This is a genomic window from Paracoccus onchidii (assembly GCF_028294535.1).
Lineage (GTDB): Bacteria > Pseudomonadota > Alphaproteobacteria > Rhodobacterales > Rhodobacteraceae > Paracoccus > Paracoccus onchidii.
In genome coordinates this window covers 31,693-47,578 of record NZ_JAQBIE010000012.1, presented here as the reverse complement: position 1 = coordinate 47,578, position 15,886 = coordinate 31,693, and the positions used below count along the sequence as shown (strand labels likewise).

Sequence of the window (15,886 nt, the reverse complement as noted above, 5' to 3'; positions counted from 1 at the left end):
CTGGGGGCCGGGGGAACAAGTGCCGCCGACATGACCGGCGCCGATTGCCGGGGGTCAGTACAACCCCCCGGAAGACATCGTGCCGAAATCCGTTCGCTTTGGAATGACCTTGCGTTGTCCCGTAGAGGTCGTGATCGAGGTCGCCGCACGCGACGCTGCGCCTGCTTCCCAGGGCAAAACGACCTTTTCATCGCCAAAACCGGAAATGATCACCGGCGACAACCAATCCGGATCGGTGCCGTCGCGGAAATATTCGGCGATGACATTGTCACCGGCGGCATCATCATCCAGTCGCTGACCGGTAATGCGGTCGATCTTGACCCAATGACCACCCGGCGGAACCGCAAATTCCGTGCCGCCGAATTCGGCAACCGCATCGCGCATGAAGGCGTTGAACACCGGCACGCACAGCGTCCCGCCATAGGCGTTGCGCCCCAGGCTGCGCGGCTGATCATATCCAAGATAGCAGCCGGCGACGATATTGCTCGAAAACCCGATGAACCAGACATCCTTGGCATCGTTGGTGGTGCCGGTCTTGCCGGCGATCGGCACCGGCAGGTTCACGCCCTTGCCCGATCCCCTCTGGACCACACCTTCCATCATCGAGGTCAACTGATAGGCGGTGACCGCATCCATGACCCGTTCGCGATTGCTGTCGATGACCGGGGCCTGTCCCGCCGGCAATGCCTGCATGCCACAGGTTTCACATTCACGCTGATCGTGGCGATAGATCGTTCTGCCGCGACGGTCCTGCACGCGGTCGACCAGCGTCGGCTCGACACGCTCACCGCCATTGGCAAACATCGCGTAGGCGGCCACCATCTTGAACAGGGTCGTTTCCTGCGCACCCAGGGCGTTGGCCAGGAATGGCTTCAACTGATCATATGCGCCGAATTTTTCAGCATACTGCGCCACGACATCCATGCCGATATCCTGCGCGATCCGAATGGTCATCAGGTTGCGCGATTGTTCGATCCCGGTGCGCAGCGGTGTCGGGCCATAATGGCGGCCACCCGCGTTCTTCGGCTCCCACAGACCATAGGGGGTGTTCAGACGGATCGGTTCGTCCACGACAATGGTCGCAGGGGTGTAATTGTTGTCCAGCGCGGCCGCATAGACAAAGGGCTTGAAGGACGAACCGGGCTGACGCTGCGCCTGGGTCGCACGGTTGAAGACCGAGGATTGATAGGAAAAACCGCCCTGCATCGCCATGACGCGTCCGGTATTGACATCCATCGCCATGAACCCGCCCTGAACCTGCGGCACCTGCCGCAACGTCCAGCGAATAAAGCTGCCGTCGCTGTCACTGGTCATCGGCCGTACCAACACGACATCACCCACCGACAGCAAATCGCCAGCAGTGCGGGCCTTGGGGGCCAGCTGCCCCGTCGAACGATCCAGCTTTCGCGCCCATTGAACATCCTTGGCCGGAATCCAGTGACCATCGGAATCCTCTTCGATGCCTTCGATACCGATGCGGGCATCCGATTGCCCCACCTGCAACACGACCGCAGGCGACCAGTCGGGGATGTCACGCGGCACACGGGTCTCATACAGCGCGCCACGCCATGACGCCTCGTCGGTCAGTTCCTCGGCCGGGATGGTCACCCCGGTGCCACGCCATACGCCGCGCCCGCGATCATACTGTTCCAGCGCGGTGCGCAACGCATCCGCCGCCGATTGCTGCAGCTTGGGTTCGACAGTGGCACGGATCGTCAGCCCGCCACCGAAAAACTCGTCCTGCCCGAATTCGCGGCTGAGTTGCCGCCGGATCTCGTCGGTAAAATAATCACGCGGCGGCATCTGGCTGTTGAAGGACGGGTAATCGCCATTCTGAACCGACTTCAGCGGCAGCTTGGCTTCGGCCTCGTAATTCTCCTGAGAAATATACCCATTCTGCCACATCTCGCGCAGAACATAGTTACGCCGTTCGGTGACACGTTCCTTTGCGCGAACCGGATGATAACGACCCGGTGCCTGAGGCATGGCGGCCAGCATCGCGGCCTCATGCGGGGTCAGCTCTGCCAGCGACTTGTTGAAGTAGCTTTGCGCTGCGGCGGCAACCCCAAAGCTGTTCTGCCCCAGAAAGATCTCGTTCAGATACAGTTCAAGAATCTGGTCCTTGCTCAGCGACCGTTCCAGACGCGATGCAAGAATCAGCTCCTTGACCTTGCGCTCGACGCTGCGATCGCTGGACAGCAGGAAATTCTTCATGACCTGCTGGGTAATGGTCGATGCACCGCGAACATTCGATCCACCCGAACGCGCCGCCTCGTATGCCGCGCCCAGAATACCGCGCAGGTCATAGCCGGGATGGATGTAGAAATTCTTGTCCTCGGCGCTGATGAACGCTTGCTTGACCAGATCGGGAATATCCTCGATCGGCACGAAAATCCGGCGCTCCTGGGCGAATTCGTCGATCAGGCGCCCTTCACCCGAATAGATGCGGCTGATCGTCTTGGGGCTGTATTGCGCCAATGTCTCATGGCTGGGCAAATCCCGCGAATAGACCCAGAAGATCCCCCCGACCGTCAGGGCAATAAAGAAGCTGGCGGTCACGAACCAGGAAAAGATCGCACCGAAAAATGACAGGATGCTGCGCAGCACGTCCAAACGCCTTTCAATCACTTGCCCCGTCTATAGCGATGGCCATGCCGGGGGTCAAAACAACACTGAATCAGGTGGCCCGTTCAGCGTCGCAACATGCCCTTGCGCGCAGCCTCGTCGCGGGCCCAACCGGTAACGGATTGCGCGATCACATCCACCATGCGGGTCCGCCAGCGCGGATCAACCAGATTGGCACGGTCGCCATCATCCGAAATGAAGCCCAGTTCCAGCAGGGCCGACGGAATATCCGGCGACTTAAGCACCGAAAACGACGCCGTCTGCACCGGACGTCCATGCAAGCCAATCCCCATCAATGCCAACCGCGAGGTCAGGAAACGTGCGAAATTCTCGGATCGGGGCTGGGTATCGGTGCGCGCGAAATCCATCAGAACCGATGTCAACGCATCATCCTGACCCTCCAGATCCTGCCCCGCCAACAGATCGTCGCGGTCATGGCGCAGCGCCAGCTGGTGGGCGGCGCGCCGGTTCGACCGTGAATTCCACAGATACACGGTCGCGCCCGCCGCCTGCCCTTCGGGCAAGGCATCCGCATGCAGCGACAGGAACAGATCAGCGCCCCCTTTGCGCGCGATGGTCATGCGATCTTCAAGGCGCACGAAGACATCCGCATCCCGCGTCATGATGACCTGAACACCACGTGCCTCCAACGCGGTGCGCAATTCCTGTGCGAATTCCAGAACCAGATCGGATTCCTTTTCGCCCCCCGCCTCGGCCCCCGGATCGAAACCGCCATGCCCCGGATCAAGCGCGACGACCAGACTGGAATCCTCGGGCGGTGCAGTCAGTTCGGCAGGGTTCGGCAAATTTCGCAACGCGGTCGCCGCGCTGGCCCGGGGCGCGAAATCGGCCTCGCTGACCGGATCCAGCGCCACGGTAATCGCAGGCCGGGAATCCGCGGTCCGTTGCCCCGCCTTTTCGATCCGATACGGCCCCGGCAGCTCGATCACGATGCGCGACCACCCGCGGCGATAACGCCCCCATCGGATCGCCGGCACAAGATCCGCCCCGGCCAGATCAGTGCCGGTCATATCGGGAAACTCGACCCCTTTCAGGTCAACGATCAACCGCGCGGGGTCTGCGACGATATACACCCGGTATGGCACTGCCTGCGTCAACCCCAGCGTCAGTTCCAGCGGCGCGGACCGCCCCCACCAGCCGCGCCCCGTCTGGACCAGACCCGAACCGCCCGGATCCAGACGTGCCACATCCTGCGCCACCACCGCAAATGGCAGCCATATCAGCACAAGGCACAGGGCAATCCATCTCATCGCGATGCCATGAACTCCGTCAGGCGGCGCAGTCCTTCGACGATATCTTCCGTCGAACGCGCATAGGAAAACCGCAGGGTGCGGGCGCCACGATCGGGGTCGAAATCCAGACCGGGCGTCACCGCGACCCCGGCCTTTTCAAGAATTTCACCCGCAAAGGCCAATGAATCATCCGTCAGATCCGAAATATCGGCATAGATATAGAACGCCCCTTCGGGCGGCGCGATGCGGGTGAACCCGGCCTTGGGCAAGCCGTCCAGCATCAATTGCCGGTTCCGCGCATAGACCTGCAGGTTCTGTTCGGTCTCGTCGATGCAATCCAGCGCCGCCAATGCTGCAACCTGGCTTGCATGAGGCGGGCAGATGAACATGTTCTGCGCCAGCCGCTCGACGGTACGCAAATGGGTTTCCGGCACGACCATCCAGCCCACGCGCCACCCTGTCATCGAGAAATACTTGCTGAAGGAATTGACAACGAACACCTCGTCGGTCGCCTCAAGCGCGCTATGGCACCGCTGACCATATGACAGCCCGTGATAGATCTCGTCGGAAATCACCGCCATCCCCTTGCCCCAAGCCGCATCCGTAAGGGCCTGCATCTCGTCAAGGCGCAGCACCGTCCCCGAAGGATTGCCCGGCGATGCCAGGATCAGCCCTTCGGCGTCGGGCAGCTTGTCCGGGCGGGGCTGATAGCGATCCTCGGGGCGGGTCTGGATTCCGATCGGTTGCAAGGACATTGCCCGCAATATCTGGCGATAGCTGGGATAGCCGGGAAACCCCATTGCCACGCGGTCGCCCGCATCGAACAATGTCGCAAACGCCAGAAGAAAGGCACCGCTGCTGCCGGGTGTGACGACAACACGGGCCGGGTCCAGATCGACTCCGTACCAGCGCCGATACAGTCCCGCGATACCCTGGCGCAGTCGCGGCAATCCCAATGCGCCAGTATAGCCCAAAGGTTGTTCAAGCGCGCGTGCCAAGGCATTGCGCGCGCCAAGCGGTGCCGGGGTTCCGGGCTGTCCGACCTCCATGTGGATGATATGGCGTCCTGTGGCTTCGGCGCGCGCCGCTGCCTCCATCACATCCATGACGATGAAAGGGTCAACCTGTCCGCGGGCGGATTGTCGCATTGCTCTTGCCTCAGATCTTGTTTTGTCTGCTGTCATAGCGCGACATGCGCCCCGGCTCTAGCCTTTTGGCCTTATCACGCAGCCGTGTGCCGGGCTTTCTTGCCATCTGCGGCCCATACGGCCAAGCTGCGCTGGACATATACAGAGGAATTCCATGAAACGCCTGATCGCTGCGCTGCTGCTGACCGCAACACCCGCCCTGTCTTTTGACCTTTCGGCAATGTCCGACAGCGAAAAAACCGCCTTTGGCGAAGCCGTGCGCGAATATCTGATGGCCAATCCCGAGGTGCTGGTCGAATCGATCAACGTGCTTGAAGAACGCCGCGCGGCCGAGGCGGTGCAGAATGACCAACAGCTTGTCGCCGCGAACCAACAGGATTTGTTCGATGATGGCTACAGCTGGGTCGGCGGCAATCCCGAGGGCGACCTGACCATCGTCGAGTTCATCGATTATCGCTGCGGCGTCTGTCGCCGCTTTAACGACGAAGTGCATGAACTGGTCAAGAATGACGGCAATATCCGCCTGATCATCAAGGAATTCCCCATTCTCGGTCAGGATAGCGACATGTCGGCGCGCTTTGCTGTTGCGGTCAAGCAGATCGCCGGCGACGACGCCTATATGAAGGCCCATGACGAACTGATCACGCTGCGCAGTGCCGCAACGCTGGAATCACTGAAGAAAGTCGCGGACAAGATCGGCGTCGATCCCGACGAGGTGGTGAACACGATGAACACGGCGTCGGTCGATGATGTCTTGCGCCAGAACCATCAGCTGGCCGAACGCATGGCGATCATGGGCACGCCAACATTCGTGATTGGTGATGAATTGCTGCGCGGCGTGCCGCAGGCCGGGCTGACACAGACCGTCGAACAGATCCGCGCCAGCAAGGGGTAGTGACGCCGAAAGGCAGGCGCGCCACCGGCGACGCCTGCCACCCTTATCGCGATCCGGCGATACGGCCCAGAATATGATCGGCGCCCTTTTCGCCGACCATGATCGAAGGGCCATTCAGGTTGCCATTGGTGATGCGCGGGAAAACCGAGCTGTCGACCACCCGCAACCCTTCGACACCGATGACGCGCAATTGCGGATCGACCGCCGCCTGCGGATCATCAGCGCGCCCCATGCGCGCCGTCCCGCAGGGATGATAGGCCGATTCCGCATGTTCACGAATAAAGGCGTCGATCTGCGCGTCACTTTGAATATCATCACCGGGTTGAATTTCCTCGCCCCGATATTCCTTGAACGCGGGTTGATCGAAGATCTGGCGCGTCAGCCTGACACAAGCACGAAATTCTTTCCAATCATCCTCATGCGACATGTAGTTAAAGTGAATGCGCGGTGCCTGAACCGGATCCGCGGAGTTCAGCCGCACCGTTCCCCGCGACTTTGACCGCATGGGGCCGACATGGGCCTGGAACCCATGTCCCTGTGCGGCGGCCTTGCCATCATACCGCACGGCCAGGGGCAGGAAATGATACTGGATATCAGGATATTCGATATCATCGCCCGACCGGATGAACCCGCAGCTTTCAAACTGGTTCGATGCCCCAAGCCCGGTTTTCTGCAACAGCCATTCGACGCCGACCCGGCTTTTGCCCAGCAGGTTGTAATAAGTATACAGGCTGACCGGCCTGAGCGATTTATACTGCATATAGATCTCGAGATGATCCTGCAGGTTCGCCCCGACCCCCGGCCGATCCACCAGCGGCGCGATGCCATGTTCGCGCAGATGATCGGCCGGCCCCACCCCCGACAACATCAGCAATTTGGGGGTATTGATCGAACTTGCCGACAGGATCACCTCTTTGCCCGCCGTGACCTGTTCGATGCGGCCCTTGCGGTCGATCTCGACGCCATAGGCCCGCTTGCCGTCAAACAACACCTTGCGCGCCAGCGCCCTGACCACGGTCAGCTTGCCCGATTTGCGCGCCGGACGCAGATAGGCATTGGCCGTGGACCAACGCCGCCCCTTCCAGATCGTGGCCTCCATCGGGCCAAAGCCTTCCTGGTTTTCGCCATTATAATCAGGCGTATGGGGCCAGCCGGCCTGCTGTCCGGCCTCGATGAAGGCATTGAACAACGGGTTCTTGCGCTTGCCGCGCGTGATATGAAGCGGGCCATCGGTCCCGCGCAGGGGCGAACTGCCGCCATGCCAGGTTTCCATGCGCTTGAAATAGGGCAGCACATCCCCGAAGGCCCAGCCATCCGCGCCGGATTCTGCCCAGTGATCGAAATCCTTGGGGTTGCCGCGCACGAACACCATGCCGTTGATCGATGACGACCCGCCCAGAACCTTGCCGCGGGGCGTAGCCAGATTGCGCCCGCCCAGATGCTGTTCCGGTTCCGAGGAAAAACCCCAATCATATCGCGGCATGTTCATCGGATAAGACAGCGCACCGGGCATCTGGATAAAGATCCCGATATCGCTTCCCCCGAATTCGATCAGGGTGACGGTCCTGCCCGCCTCGGTCAGCCGATAGGCCAGCGCACATCCCGCGCTGCCTGCGCCGACAATGACATAATCTGACTGGCTCATGCCAATGATACCCTCATGCAAAGGTTGGATCGGCTCAGTAGGGCGCCTCGACGTCGCCCATGCCGACATAGACCGATTTCAGTTGTGAATAATGTTCGATGGCCGCCGCCGAGTTTTCGCGGCCCAGACCGGACATCTTGACGCCGCCGAATGGCATCTCGACCGGCGTCAGGTTATAGGTGTTGATCCAGCAGGTGCCTGCCTGCAGACGGGAAATGACCCGATGCGCGCGTGTCAGATCCTGGGTGAATACGCCGGCCGCCAGACCGAACCCGGTGTCATTGGCGCGGCGCACGACCTCATCTTCGTCATAGAAGGCCAGCGTGGTCATCACCGGTCCGAATATCTCGTCACGAGTGATGCTCATGTCATCCGTGGCATCCACAAAGACCGTCGGCGGGATAAACGCTCCTTCACCGCCGCCCCCACAAAGAAGGCTGGCCCCGGCTTCTTGCCCGGCCTGGATCGCGGCGCGAATCTTGTCCGCCTGTATCGGGCTGACAATGGGGCCATGCTGGGTTTCGGGATCCAGCGGATCGCCCATGCGCACGTTGCGAACCCGTTCGGCCAGACGGTCAAGGAACCGTTCGCGGATACCTTCCTGCAGGAAAACCCGCGTGCCATTCGAGCAGATCTGCCCCGAGGAATAGAAATTCGCGTTGATCGCGGCGCTGACGGCATTTTCCAGATTCGCGTCGTCAAACACGATCAGCGGCGATTTCCCGCCCAACTCCATGGTGACGTGCCGCATCCCCTCGGCTGCTGCGGCATAGACCTTGCGACCGGTCGGCACGGACCCGGTCAGCGACACCTTGTCCACATTTGCATCGGTGGTCAGCGCAGCCCCGACGCCGCCCCTTCCCTGAACGACATTGAAGACACCGGCAGGTAGCCCCGCTTCGATCAGGATCTCGGCCAGTTTCAGTGCCCCCAACGGGGTCTCTTCCGAGGGTTTGAACACCATCGCATTGCCCATGACCAGAGCTGGCGCAGCCTTCCAGCAGGCGATCTGGCTGGGATAATTCCATGCCCCGATCCCCGCGCAGACGCCCAGAGCTTCGCGCCGGGTATAGGCCCAGTCCTGCCCCAACGGGATCATCTGCCCGGTAAGCGTTGCGGCCAGGCCTCCGAAAAACTCCAACGCTTGTGCGCCTGATTCCCAGTCGGCAATCAGGGTTTCCTGAATCGGCTTGCCGGTATCCAGGGTTTCAAGACGCGACAGTTCCTCGTTTCGTTCGCGAATGATGGCGGCGGCGCGGGTCAGAACACGCCCGCGATCGACGGGGGCCATGGCTGCCCATTCGGGCTGGGCATCGGCGGCGACCTGACAGGCAAGCGCGACCTGTTCCAGAGACGCTTCGCGCAAAGCGGCGATTTCTTCGCCGGTAAAGGGATAGCGCACGGACAGTGCATCACCTTCGCCTTCGACGGGACGGCCGTTGATGAACAAACTGGCGGCGGGTTGGGCGTTCAGGCTCATGCGAGCGCCTCCTCGATATATTCCGTGATGGTGGTCAAGGCCGCGTCACTGTCGACGGGACCCGGTGTCAGAACGGCGCGCAGATACACACCGTCAATCAGCGCGCCCAGGGTTTCAGCGGTGCGAACGGGATGATCGGTCAGCGGCCGCAGTGTCGAGATCAGGTTCGAACGCAGGCGTCGATGATAGATCTTCAACAGCCGCGCCGCCTGGCGGTTGATCAGCGCCAGCGCATAGAAATTAACCCAGGCGCTGATGATCTCGCGCTGAAAATTCTCGGGGGCGAAATTGGCACGTGCGATCGCATTCAGCCGTGCGCGGGCATCGTTCCTGGGCAGGGATGATCGAACAGAACGTCCGTAAACCGACAGGATATGGCGCATCGCAGCCAGGAATATCTGCTCCTTGGAACCGAAATAGTGATGCGCCAGCGCAGGCGACATCCCCGCCGCACGCGCGATCTGCGCGACGGTCACGTCCAGCGATCCTGCCCGCCCCACCTCGGAGATGGTTGCGTTGATTAACGCGGCTTTTCGGATAGGCTCTGCCCCAAGTTTCGGCATCTGCACACCTGCTGTCGGAGTTTTCGGTTGCTTTTTGACTGTAACCGATCTTTAATTGACTGGTCAATCAATAACAGGGAGCCCGCCATGACCCTTTCTCGCATTGCCTCCGCCTTTGCGCTGACAACCGCCCTGACAGGCACTGCCACCCTGGCAGCCGAACCCGATCAATGTCGCACCGTGGTCTTTTCGGATGTGGGCTGGACCGACATCACGGCCACCACTGCGCTGGCCTCGACCGTGCTGCAGGCGCTTGGCTATGATACGGAAACCAAGATCCTTTCAGTGCCGGTCACCTATACGGCGATGTCCACGGATGATGTCGATGTCTTTCTGGGCAACTGGATGCCGACCATGCAGGCGGATATCGGTCCTTATACCGATGCGGGCACCGTCGACACCGTGCGCACCAATCTGACCGGCGCGAAATACACATTGGCCACGAACAAGGCAGGCGCAGATCTTGGAATCGATGATTTCGCCAAGATCACCGAGCACAAGGACGCCCTCGACGGCAAGATCTACGGCATCGAGCCGGGCAATGACGGCAACCGCCTGTTGCTGGAAATGGTGGCCGAGGACAAATTCGGCCTTGGCACCTTTGAAATTGTCGAATCCAGCGAACAGGGCATGTTGGCTCAGGTTTCACGCGCGGGCAATTCGGACAAGCCGGTCGTGTTCCTTGGCTGGGAACCCCATCCGATGAACGCCCAGTTCGACATGACCTACCTGACCGGCGGCGATGACATCTTCGGCCCCGACCTTGGCGGCGCCGAGGTGCGTACCAACACCCGCACCGGCTATGTCGACGAATGCAGCAATGTCGGAACCTTCCTGAAGAACCTCGAATTCACGCTGGCGATGGAAAACGAGGTCATGGGCAAGATCCTGAACGATGGCGAAGATCCCATGGACGCCGCCAAGGCCTGGCTGGCCGACAATCCGGATGCGGCGACGCCCTGGCTTGACGGGGTCACCACTGTGGACGGCAATGACGCCCAGGCCGCGCTTGGCGCGGCATTGAACGGCTGATCCCGGCCGCATTTCCGGGGCTGTCCGGGCCCCGGCACACCCGTCGAAACTAGAAATGTCACGCAGCCTTTCTCAAAGCTGCGTGACCTAGCGTTAACAGGGAAGACGTATGGAACAGCTGACCGCAATCGTGACCGACAACAAGATCCCCGTCGGCAAGACAGCAAAGGCGCTGTTCGATTGGCTGAACACGAATGCCGCCGTGCTGTTCAACAGCATCTCGACGGCGATGGACTGGCTTATCGGACAGATTCTGGCCGCGCTGGAATTTCCGCACCCTTTCGTCTTCATCATTCTTGCGGCTGCGCTGACCTGGGCGCTGCAACGCCGATGGCAGCCCTGCCTGCTGATGATCGTGGGCCTGCTCTTTGTTCTGAACCAGGGCTATTGGGAAGAAACGCTGCAATCGCTGACGCTGGTTCTGGCCGCCTGTATCGTCTGCATGGCCATTGGCGTTCCCATCGGGATCGCCGCTGCGCACAGACCGCGCCTATATGCCTGGATGCGCCCGGTTCTGGACCTGATGCAGACCCTGCCGACCTTTGTCTACCTGATTCCCGCGATCGTGTTTTTCGGGATCGGCATGGTGCCGGGCCTGCTGGCCACGGTGATCTTTGTGCTTCCCGCCCCCATCAGGCTGACCCAGCTTGGGGTTGCCTCGACCCCGCAACCTCTGATCGAGGCCGCCCGCGCCTTTGGCGCCACCCCCCGGCAATTGCTATGGAAGGTCGAACTGCCAAGTGCGTTGCCCCAGATCATGGCGGGCCTGAACCAGACAATCATGCTGTCGCTGTCGATGGTCGTGATCGCTGCGCTGGTGGGTGCGTCGGGCCTGGGTGTCCCGGTGGTGCGCGCCCTGAACAGCGTCAACACCGCCCTGGGATTCGAATCGGGCTTCGTCATCGTTGTCGTGGCCATCTTGCTTGACCGTATGCTGCGCATGGAGGGCCGGAAATGAGCGACACCACGCCGAACGCCGTTGAATTCGACAATGTAAGCATCGTTTTCGGGGATTCCCCCGACGAGGCGCTGCCCTTGATGGACGAGGGTCAGGAGCGCGGCCAGATCAAGGAAGAAACCGGTCAGGTGCTGGGCGTGCATGATTGCAGCGTCGATGTGAAACAGGGCGAGATTCTTGTTCTGATGGGGCTGTCAGGTTCGGGGAAATCCACCTTGCTGCGCGCTGTCAACGCGCTGAACGATGTCTGCCGCGGCGAGGTACGCGTCTGGGATGGCGACAAGATGATCCCCGTGACCGGCACCGACAAGAAAACCCTGCGCGACATCCGGCTGCGCCATGTCGCAATGGTCTTCCAGCAATTCGGCCTGCTGCCCTGGCGCACGGTGCGCGAGAATGTCGGACTCGGGCTGGAACTGGCCGGGCTTTCGCCGCGCGAACGCAAGGCGCAGGTCGATCAACAGCTGGAAACCGTCGGCCTTGACGAATGGGCCGAGCGCAAGGTGGGCGAATTGTCGGGCGGCATGCAGCAGCGCGTCGGACTGGCCCGGGCCTTTGCGACGCAGGCTCCGATCCTGTTGATGGACGAGCCGTTCAGCGCCCTGGACCCCCTGATCCGCGCGCGGCTTCAGGATGAATTGCTGGAATTGCAGGAAAAAACCCGTCGCACGATCATTTTTGTCAGCCACGACCTCGACGAGGCCTTCAAGCTGGGCAACCGCATCGCCCTGATGGAAGGCGGGCGGATCGTTCAGATCGGCACCGCGCGCGAGATCATTGCCAGCCCGGTCAATGATTACGTGGCCGATTTTGTGGCCCATATGAACCCGCTTGGCGTGCTGACGGCGGCCGATGTCGCACAACCCGGCGAAGCGCAGGGCGAGGCGGTGCCCGCCGACATGCCGGTGCGCGAGGTCATGGAATTGCTGGCCGGACAAAACGCGATTGCCGTGCAGGGCGGCGGCCGGATCACCCGTGACGCAGTGCTGGCCCGCCTGATCGACCCGCGCGGCTAGCTGTTCAGAAGGTCACGATGGTATCGCTGCAACAAGGCGATACCGATCACCATCAGGATCAGGCCCAACGAAAAGACATAGACGGGCGTCACGTATTCGCCCTGATAGGACGTATAGAACGACTTGCGCATTTGCCCGACCACATGGACCAGCGGATTGAACCAGAGATAGGGTTTGACGATATCCGGCACATTGTCGAAAACGAAAAAGATGCAGGACAGCAAGAACAGCGGCCGCGTAATGATCGACCAGACCTGTTGCCACCACGGAAAAGCGCTGAACAGAAAACAGTTCACCGCCCCCACGCCGATCGCGATGGTAAAGGCCATCAGGAACGACAGCGCGATGCCCAGAATCTGGGGATCGGTCCTGGTATCCTGCGTAACCATGATGAAGGTGAACACGATATAGGCCACCAACAATTGGGTGACGACATTGAAGAACACCTTGGCCAGCATCGCATCCATGAAGGTGACCGCCGGATAGGCCAGCAATGATTTCGATTGCCTGATCGAATTGGCAACCTTGTTGGCGATATTATTATACGCGACGAAGGGAACCACGCCAGTCGCATAGAAGATGGCGAAATTGGTCCCCAGTGCAGGTGTGCGGAACCCCAATGAAAAGATCAGTGTCAACATCATGATCCCGCCGACCGGCTCGGCGACCGCCCAGAAATACCCGCCCGGAGATCGCCCGTAACTGGTCGCCATTTCGCGCAGCACAAGTGCCCCGATCGACCTGAGACTGGCAAAGCGGCGCTGTTTGTGCACCGGCCGCAGACGGGGTTTCCCCTTTTCCGGGGCGGTTTTTTTCATGGATGGAAATGTAATGCCGGACATCTTGGCTGCTCTGCCGCCCTTTTCTGTCACAACCCTGTCAGGAACGGGCCTGTCAGGAAAGGACGCTGGAACTGTCGGGCTGCTTTATGTATGAGAACCGACGACAGATCAACTGACAGGCCGGAGTTCACGCGCATGTCCGCCCATGACAAAGCCACCGGCACGGATGTTTCGCCCGACACCCCCGACAACGAGGCGGCTGCGCCCCGGAGACCTGGCTTTCTAAGCCGTGCCCCCATGTCGGTACCGGCAACTGACCCAACCGAACCCGAACAGGCCCAAACCGAACAGACGGGCCATGCCGTCACGGCAGGACCGGAAAAGGCATCGGAACCCACCACCCCATCCCCCCCCGATGACGCGACCGAAAGCGACGAAAACAAGGGGCCGCGCGGGCGCGGAAAGAAAGGCCAGGGACAAGGGCGCGGAAAAGGCCGAGGCAAGGCCGGGGGCGGCGCAGCAGAGGAACGCCGCAAGAAGGTGCGCGAACGGCAGGCCGAACGCGAAGCCAAGCGCCTTGCGCGCCCTCAACCACCCGTTCTGCCCCCTGCCCGTCCCGCCACCATCGAGCGCCGGCATGTCGGCATTCTGGTCAGTCTGTGCCTGATCGTGATCCTGCCCATCGCGATCAGCGGCTGGTATCTTTATAACCGCGCGGCCGATCAATATGCCTCGTTCGTCGGCTTTGCCGTGCGCAGCGAGGCCGGACCAAGTTCCTCGGACATTCTGGGCGGCCTGACATCTTCGCTTGTCGGGATGACCAGCAGCTCCAGCAGCGACACCGACATCCTGTACAAGTTCATCCAGAGCCGCGACCTTGTCGATCGCGTCGACCAAAAGCTGGGCCTGCGCGAAATCTGGTCCAAGGCACCCAATGATCCGATTTTCCGCTTTACAGGCAAGGACTCTCTGGAAGATCTGTTGTCCGAATGGGAACGCAAGGTCAAAGTCTATTATGACAACGGCATGATCGACCTGCGCGTGCAGGCATTTGACCCCAATGACGCCCAGAATATCGCCCAGGCGATCCTCGATGAAAGCACGCTGGTCATCAACCAGTTGAACGACATCGCCCGGGAAGACGCCCTACGCTATGCCCGCGACGAGCTGGATTCCGCGCTAGGGCGGCTGAAGGCGGCGCGCCAGGCCGTGACCGAATTCCGCAACCGCCATCAGCTGGTCGACCCTTCAGCCGATGTGCAGGGCCAGATCGGCGTGGTATCTTCGTTGCAGCAACAGCTTGCCGAACAGCTTGTTTCCCTGGGGTTGCTGCAGGCCAATGCCCAGCCCAACGACCCCCGCATCGAACAGACCGAGCTGCGCATCGAGGTGATCCGCGAACAGATCCGCGCCGAGCGGCAAAAATTCGGCTCTGAAACCTCGGGGGGCGAGGTTCTGTCAGAGCTGGTCGGTCAATATGAAACCCTGTCGGTTGACCGCGAATTCGCCGAGCGCACCTATACCGCCGCTCTGGCATCCTTCGACACGGCCAAGGCGGATGCTGCAAGACAGTCGCGCTATCTGGCGGCCTATGTGAAACCCACCCTCGCCCAGGAAGCAGAATACCCCCAGCGCAGCCGGCTGATGCTGATCATCGGCGGTTTCCTGATGTTGATCTGGATCCTGGGTGTGCTGATCTTCTACAGCCTGCGCGACCGTCGATGATCCGGCTACAGAACCTGACCAAGATCTATACCATGGACGGCCGCCACAAGCGGATCGCCGACAACATCACGGCCACCTTTCCTACCGGCGTGTCGGTCGCGCTGCTGGGAAGAAACGGCGCGGGCAAGTCCTCGCTGCTGCGGATGATCTCGGGGGCGATGCTGCCGACTTCGGGGCAAATCCTGTCAACCGGATCGATCAGTTGGCCGGTGGGCTTTGCGGGGTCATTCAACGGCGAACTGACCGGCGAGCAAAACACCCGGTTCATCGCCCGCGTCTATGGTGTGGACAGCACCGAAATGCGCGATTTCGTCGAGGATTTCGCGGAACTGGGCCAACATTTCTATTTGCCACTGCGCACCTATTCATCGGGGATGCGGTCGCGGCTGGCTTTCGGCGTTTCGATGGCGGTTCCCTTTGACACCTATCTGGTCGATGAGGTCTCTGCCGTTGGCGATGCCGCCTTCAAGGCGAAATCCAACCGGGTCTTCAACGCGCGCATGGCAAATGCCGGCGCCCTTGTCGTGTCGCATTCCATGAACATGCTGCGCAAGAATTGTGACGCAGGCGCCGTTCTGGAAGGCGGCAAGCTCAGCTATTTTCACGACATCAATGACGCCATCGAGGTGCATCTGGACAATATGGAACGCGCCAAATCCTGACCGGCCGGCCAATTGTAACAACCACATGGCAAAGTTGTTTCACGGGTTGGCGTCCCCCTTGCCGCCGTTTTACAAGCGATCGTCAAGACTTGTAACGAAGGC

13 protein-coding genes are annotated in these 15,886 nt (G+C 60.8%); 6 read left to right on the top strand and 7 right to left on the bottom strand.

Annotated features, from left to right (window positions below):
* Positions 1 to 54 precede the first annotated feature (54 nt).
* From PAF17_RS10855 to PAF17_RS10845, 3 genes are all read right to left on the bottom strand, one after another.
* Positions 55 to 2,607, bottom strand: a complete 2,553-nt coding sequence (locus PAF17_RS10855) for a penicillin-binding protein 1A (protein WP_271889122.1) — start codon at positions 2,605 to 2,607, stop codon at positions 55 to 57.
* 83 nt (positions 2,608 to 2,690) lie between these two features.
* Complete coding sequence (locus PAF17_RS10850) at positions 2,691 to 3,896, bottom strand: N-acetylmuramoyl-L-alanine amidase (protein WP_271889121.1); 1,206 nt, start codon at positions 3,894 to 3,896, stop codon at positions 2,691 to 2,693.
* Positions 3,893 to 5,026 (bottom strand): pyridoxal phosphate-dependent aminotransferase, encoded by a 1,134-nt coding sequence (locus PAF17_RS10845; RefSeq protein ID WP_271889120.1) that lies wholly within the window; start codon positions 5,024 to 5,026, stop codon positions 3,893 to 3,895. Before PAF17_RS10845 ends, PAF17_RS10850 begins: the two co-directional genes overlap by 4 nt.
* Before the next feature lie 154 nt (positions 5,027 to 5,180).
* Between PAF17_RS10845 and PAF17_RS10840 the strand changes: the two genes are divergently transcribed.
* Positions 5,181 to 5,921: a DsbA family protein gene (locus PAF17_RS10840; RefSeq protein ID WP_271889119.1), complete on the top strand. Its 741-nt coding sequence runs from the start codon at positions 5,181 to 5,183 to the stop codon at positions 5,919 to 5,921.
* 43 nt (positions 5,922 to 5,964) lie between these two features.
* Here PAF17_RS10840 and betA read toward each other — a convergent pair whose 3' ends face one another.
* The 3 genes from betA to betI are packed head-to-tail and all read right to left on the bottom strand — an operon-like array spanning position 5,965 to position 9,609.
* Positions 5,965 to 7,566 carry a choline dehydrogenase gene (gene betA, locus PAF17_RS10835; protein ID WP_271889118.1) on the bottom strand — a complete coding sequence of 534 codons (1,602 nt, stop codon included), beginning with the start codon at positions 7,564 to 7,566 and terminating at the stop codon, positions 5,965 to 5,967.
* A 34-nt stretch (positions 7,567 to 7,600) separates the two neighbouring features.
* Positions 7,601 to 9,040, bottom strand: coding sequence for a betaine-aldehyde dehydrogenase (betB, locus tag PAF17_RS10830; protein ID WP_271889205.1), 1,440 nt, complete (start codon positions 9,038 to 9,040; stop codon positions 7,601 to 7,603).
* Between the two features lie 2 nt (positions 9,041 to 9,042).
* Positions 9,043 to 9,609 carry a transcriptional regulator BetI gene (betI, locus tag PAF17_RS10825; RefSeq protein WP_271889117.1) on the bottom strand — a complete coding sequence of 189 codons (567 nt, stop codon included), beginning with the start codon at positions 9,607 to 9,609 and terminating at the stop codon, positions 9,043 to 9,045.
* 87 nt (positions 9,610 to 9,696) lie between these two features.
* Between betI and choX the strand changes: the two genes are divergently transcribed.
* From choX to choV, 3 genes are all read left to right on the top strand, one after another.
* Entirely contained in the window at positions 9,697 to 10,641 is a 945-nt protein-coding gene (gene choX / locus PAF17_RS10820; protein WP_271889116.1) for a choline ABC transporter substrate-binding protein, read from the top strand.
* 109 nt (positions 10,642 to 10,750) lie between these two features.
* Positions 10,751 to 11,599, top strand: a complete 849-nt coding sequence (gene choW / locus PAF17_RS10815; RefSeq protein ID WP_271889115.1) for a choline ABC transporter permease subunit — start codon at positions 10,751 to 10,753, stop codon at positions 11,597 to 11,599.
* The gene (choV, locus tag PAF17_RS10810; RefSeq protein WP_271889114.1) at positions 11,596 to 12,615 is read left to right on the top strand and encodes a choline ABC transporter ATP-binding protein; all 1,020 of its coding nucleotides are present in this window, start codon (positions 11,596 to 11,598) and stop codon (positions 12,613 to 12,615) included. Before choW ends, choV begins: the two co-directional genes overlap by 4 nt.
* Here the strand turns inward: choV and PAF17_RS10805 are convergent.
* Complete coding sequence (locus PAF17_RS10805; protein ID WP_271889113.1) at positions 12,612 to 13,457, bottom strand: ABC transporter permease; 846 nt, start codon at positions 13,455 to 13,457, stop codon at positions 12,612 to 12,614. The genes choV and PAF17_RS10805 overlap by 4 nt on opposite strands.
* Before the next feature lie 135 nt (positions 13,458 to 13,592).
* Between PAF17_RS10805 and PAF17_RS10800 the strand changes: the two genes are divergently transcribed.
* Both PAF17_RS10800 and PAF17_RS10795 read left to right on the top strand, forming a co-directional pair.
* Positions 13,593 to 15,122, top strand: coding sequence for a hypothetical protein (locus tag PAF17_RS10800; protein WP_271889112.1), 1,530 nt, complete (start codon positions 13,593 to 13,595; stop codon positions 15,120 to 15,122).
* Complete coding sequence (locus PAF17_RS10795) at positions 15,119 to 15,784, top strand: ABC transporter ATP-binding protein (RefSeq protein WP_271889111.1); 666 nt, start codon at positions 15,119 to 15,121, stop codon at positions 15,782 to 15,784. Before PAF17_RS10800 ends, PAF17_RS10795 begins: the two co-directional genes overlap by 4 nt.
* Positions 15,785 to 15,886 lie beyond the last annotated feature (102 nt).

Bases quoted from the DNA above. Each gene is read 5' to 3' on its own strand.
- choX (WP_271889116.1), top strand. From the start codon at position 9,697: ATGACCCTTTCTCGCATTGCCTCCGCCTTTGCGCTGACAACCGCCCTG.
- betA (WP_271889118.1), bottom strand. From the start codon at position 7,566: ATGAGCCAGTCAGATTATGTCATTGTCGGCGCAGGCAGCGCGGGATGT.
- choV (WP_271889114.1), top strand. From the start codon at position 11,596: ATGAGCGACACCACGCCGAACGCCGTTGAATTCGACAATGTAAGCATC.
- PAF17_RS10845 (WP_271889120.1), bottom strand. From the start codon at position 5,026: ATGCGACAATCCGCCCGCGGACAGGTTGACCCTTTCATCGTCATGGAT.
- PAF17_RS10805 (WP_271889113.1), bottom strand. From the start codon at position 13,457: ATGTCCGGCATTACATTTCCATCCATGAAAAAAACCGCCCCGGAAAAG.
- choW (WP_271889115.1), top strand. From the start codon at position 10,751: ATGGAACAGCTGACCGCAATCGTGACCGACAACAAGATCCCCGTCGGC.
- PAF17_RS10840 (WP_271889119.1), top strand. From the start codon at position 5,181: ATGAAACGCCTGATCGCTGCGCTGCTGCTGACCGCAACACCCGCCCTG.
- betI (WP_271889117.1), bottom strand. From the start codon at position 9,609: ATGCCGAAACTTGGGGCAGAGCCTATCCGAAAAGCCGCGTTAATCAAC.
- PAF17_RS10850 (WP_271889121.1), bottom strand. From the start codon at position 3,896: ATGAGATGGATTGCCCTGTGCCTTGTGCTGATATGGCTGCCATTTGCG.
- PAF17_RS10800 (WP_271889112.1), top strand. From the start codon at position 13,593: ATGTCCGCCCATGACAAAGCCACCGGCACGGATGTTTCGCCCGACACC.
- PAF17_RS10795 (WP_271889111.1), top strand. From the start codon at position 15,119: ATGATCCGGCTACAGAACCTGACCAAGATCTATACCATGGACGGCCGC.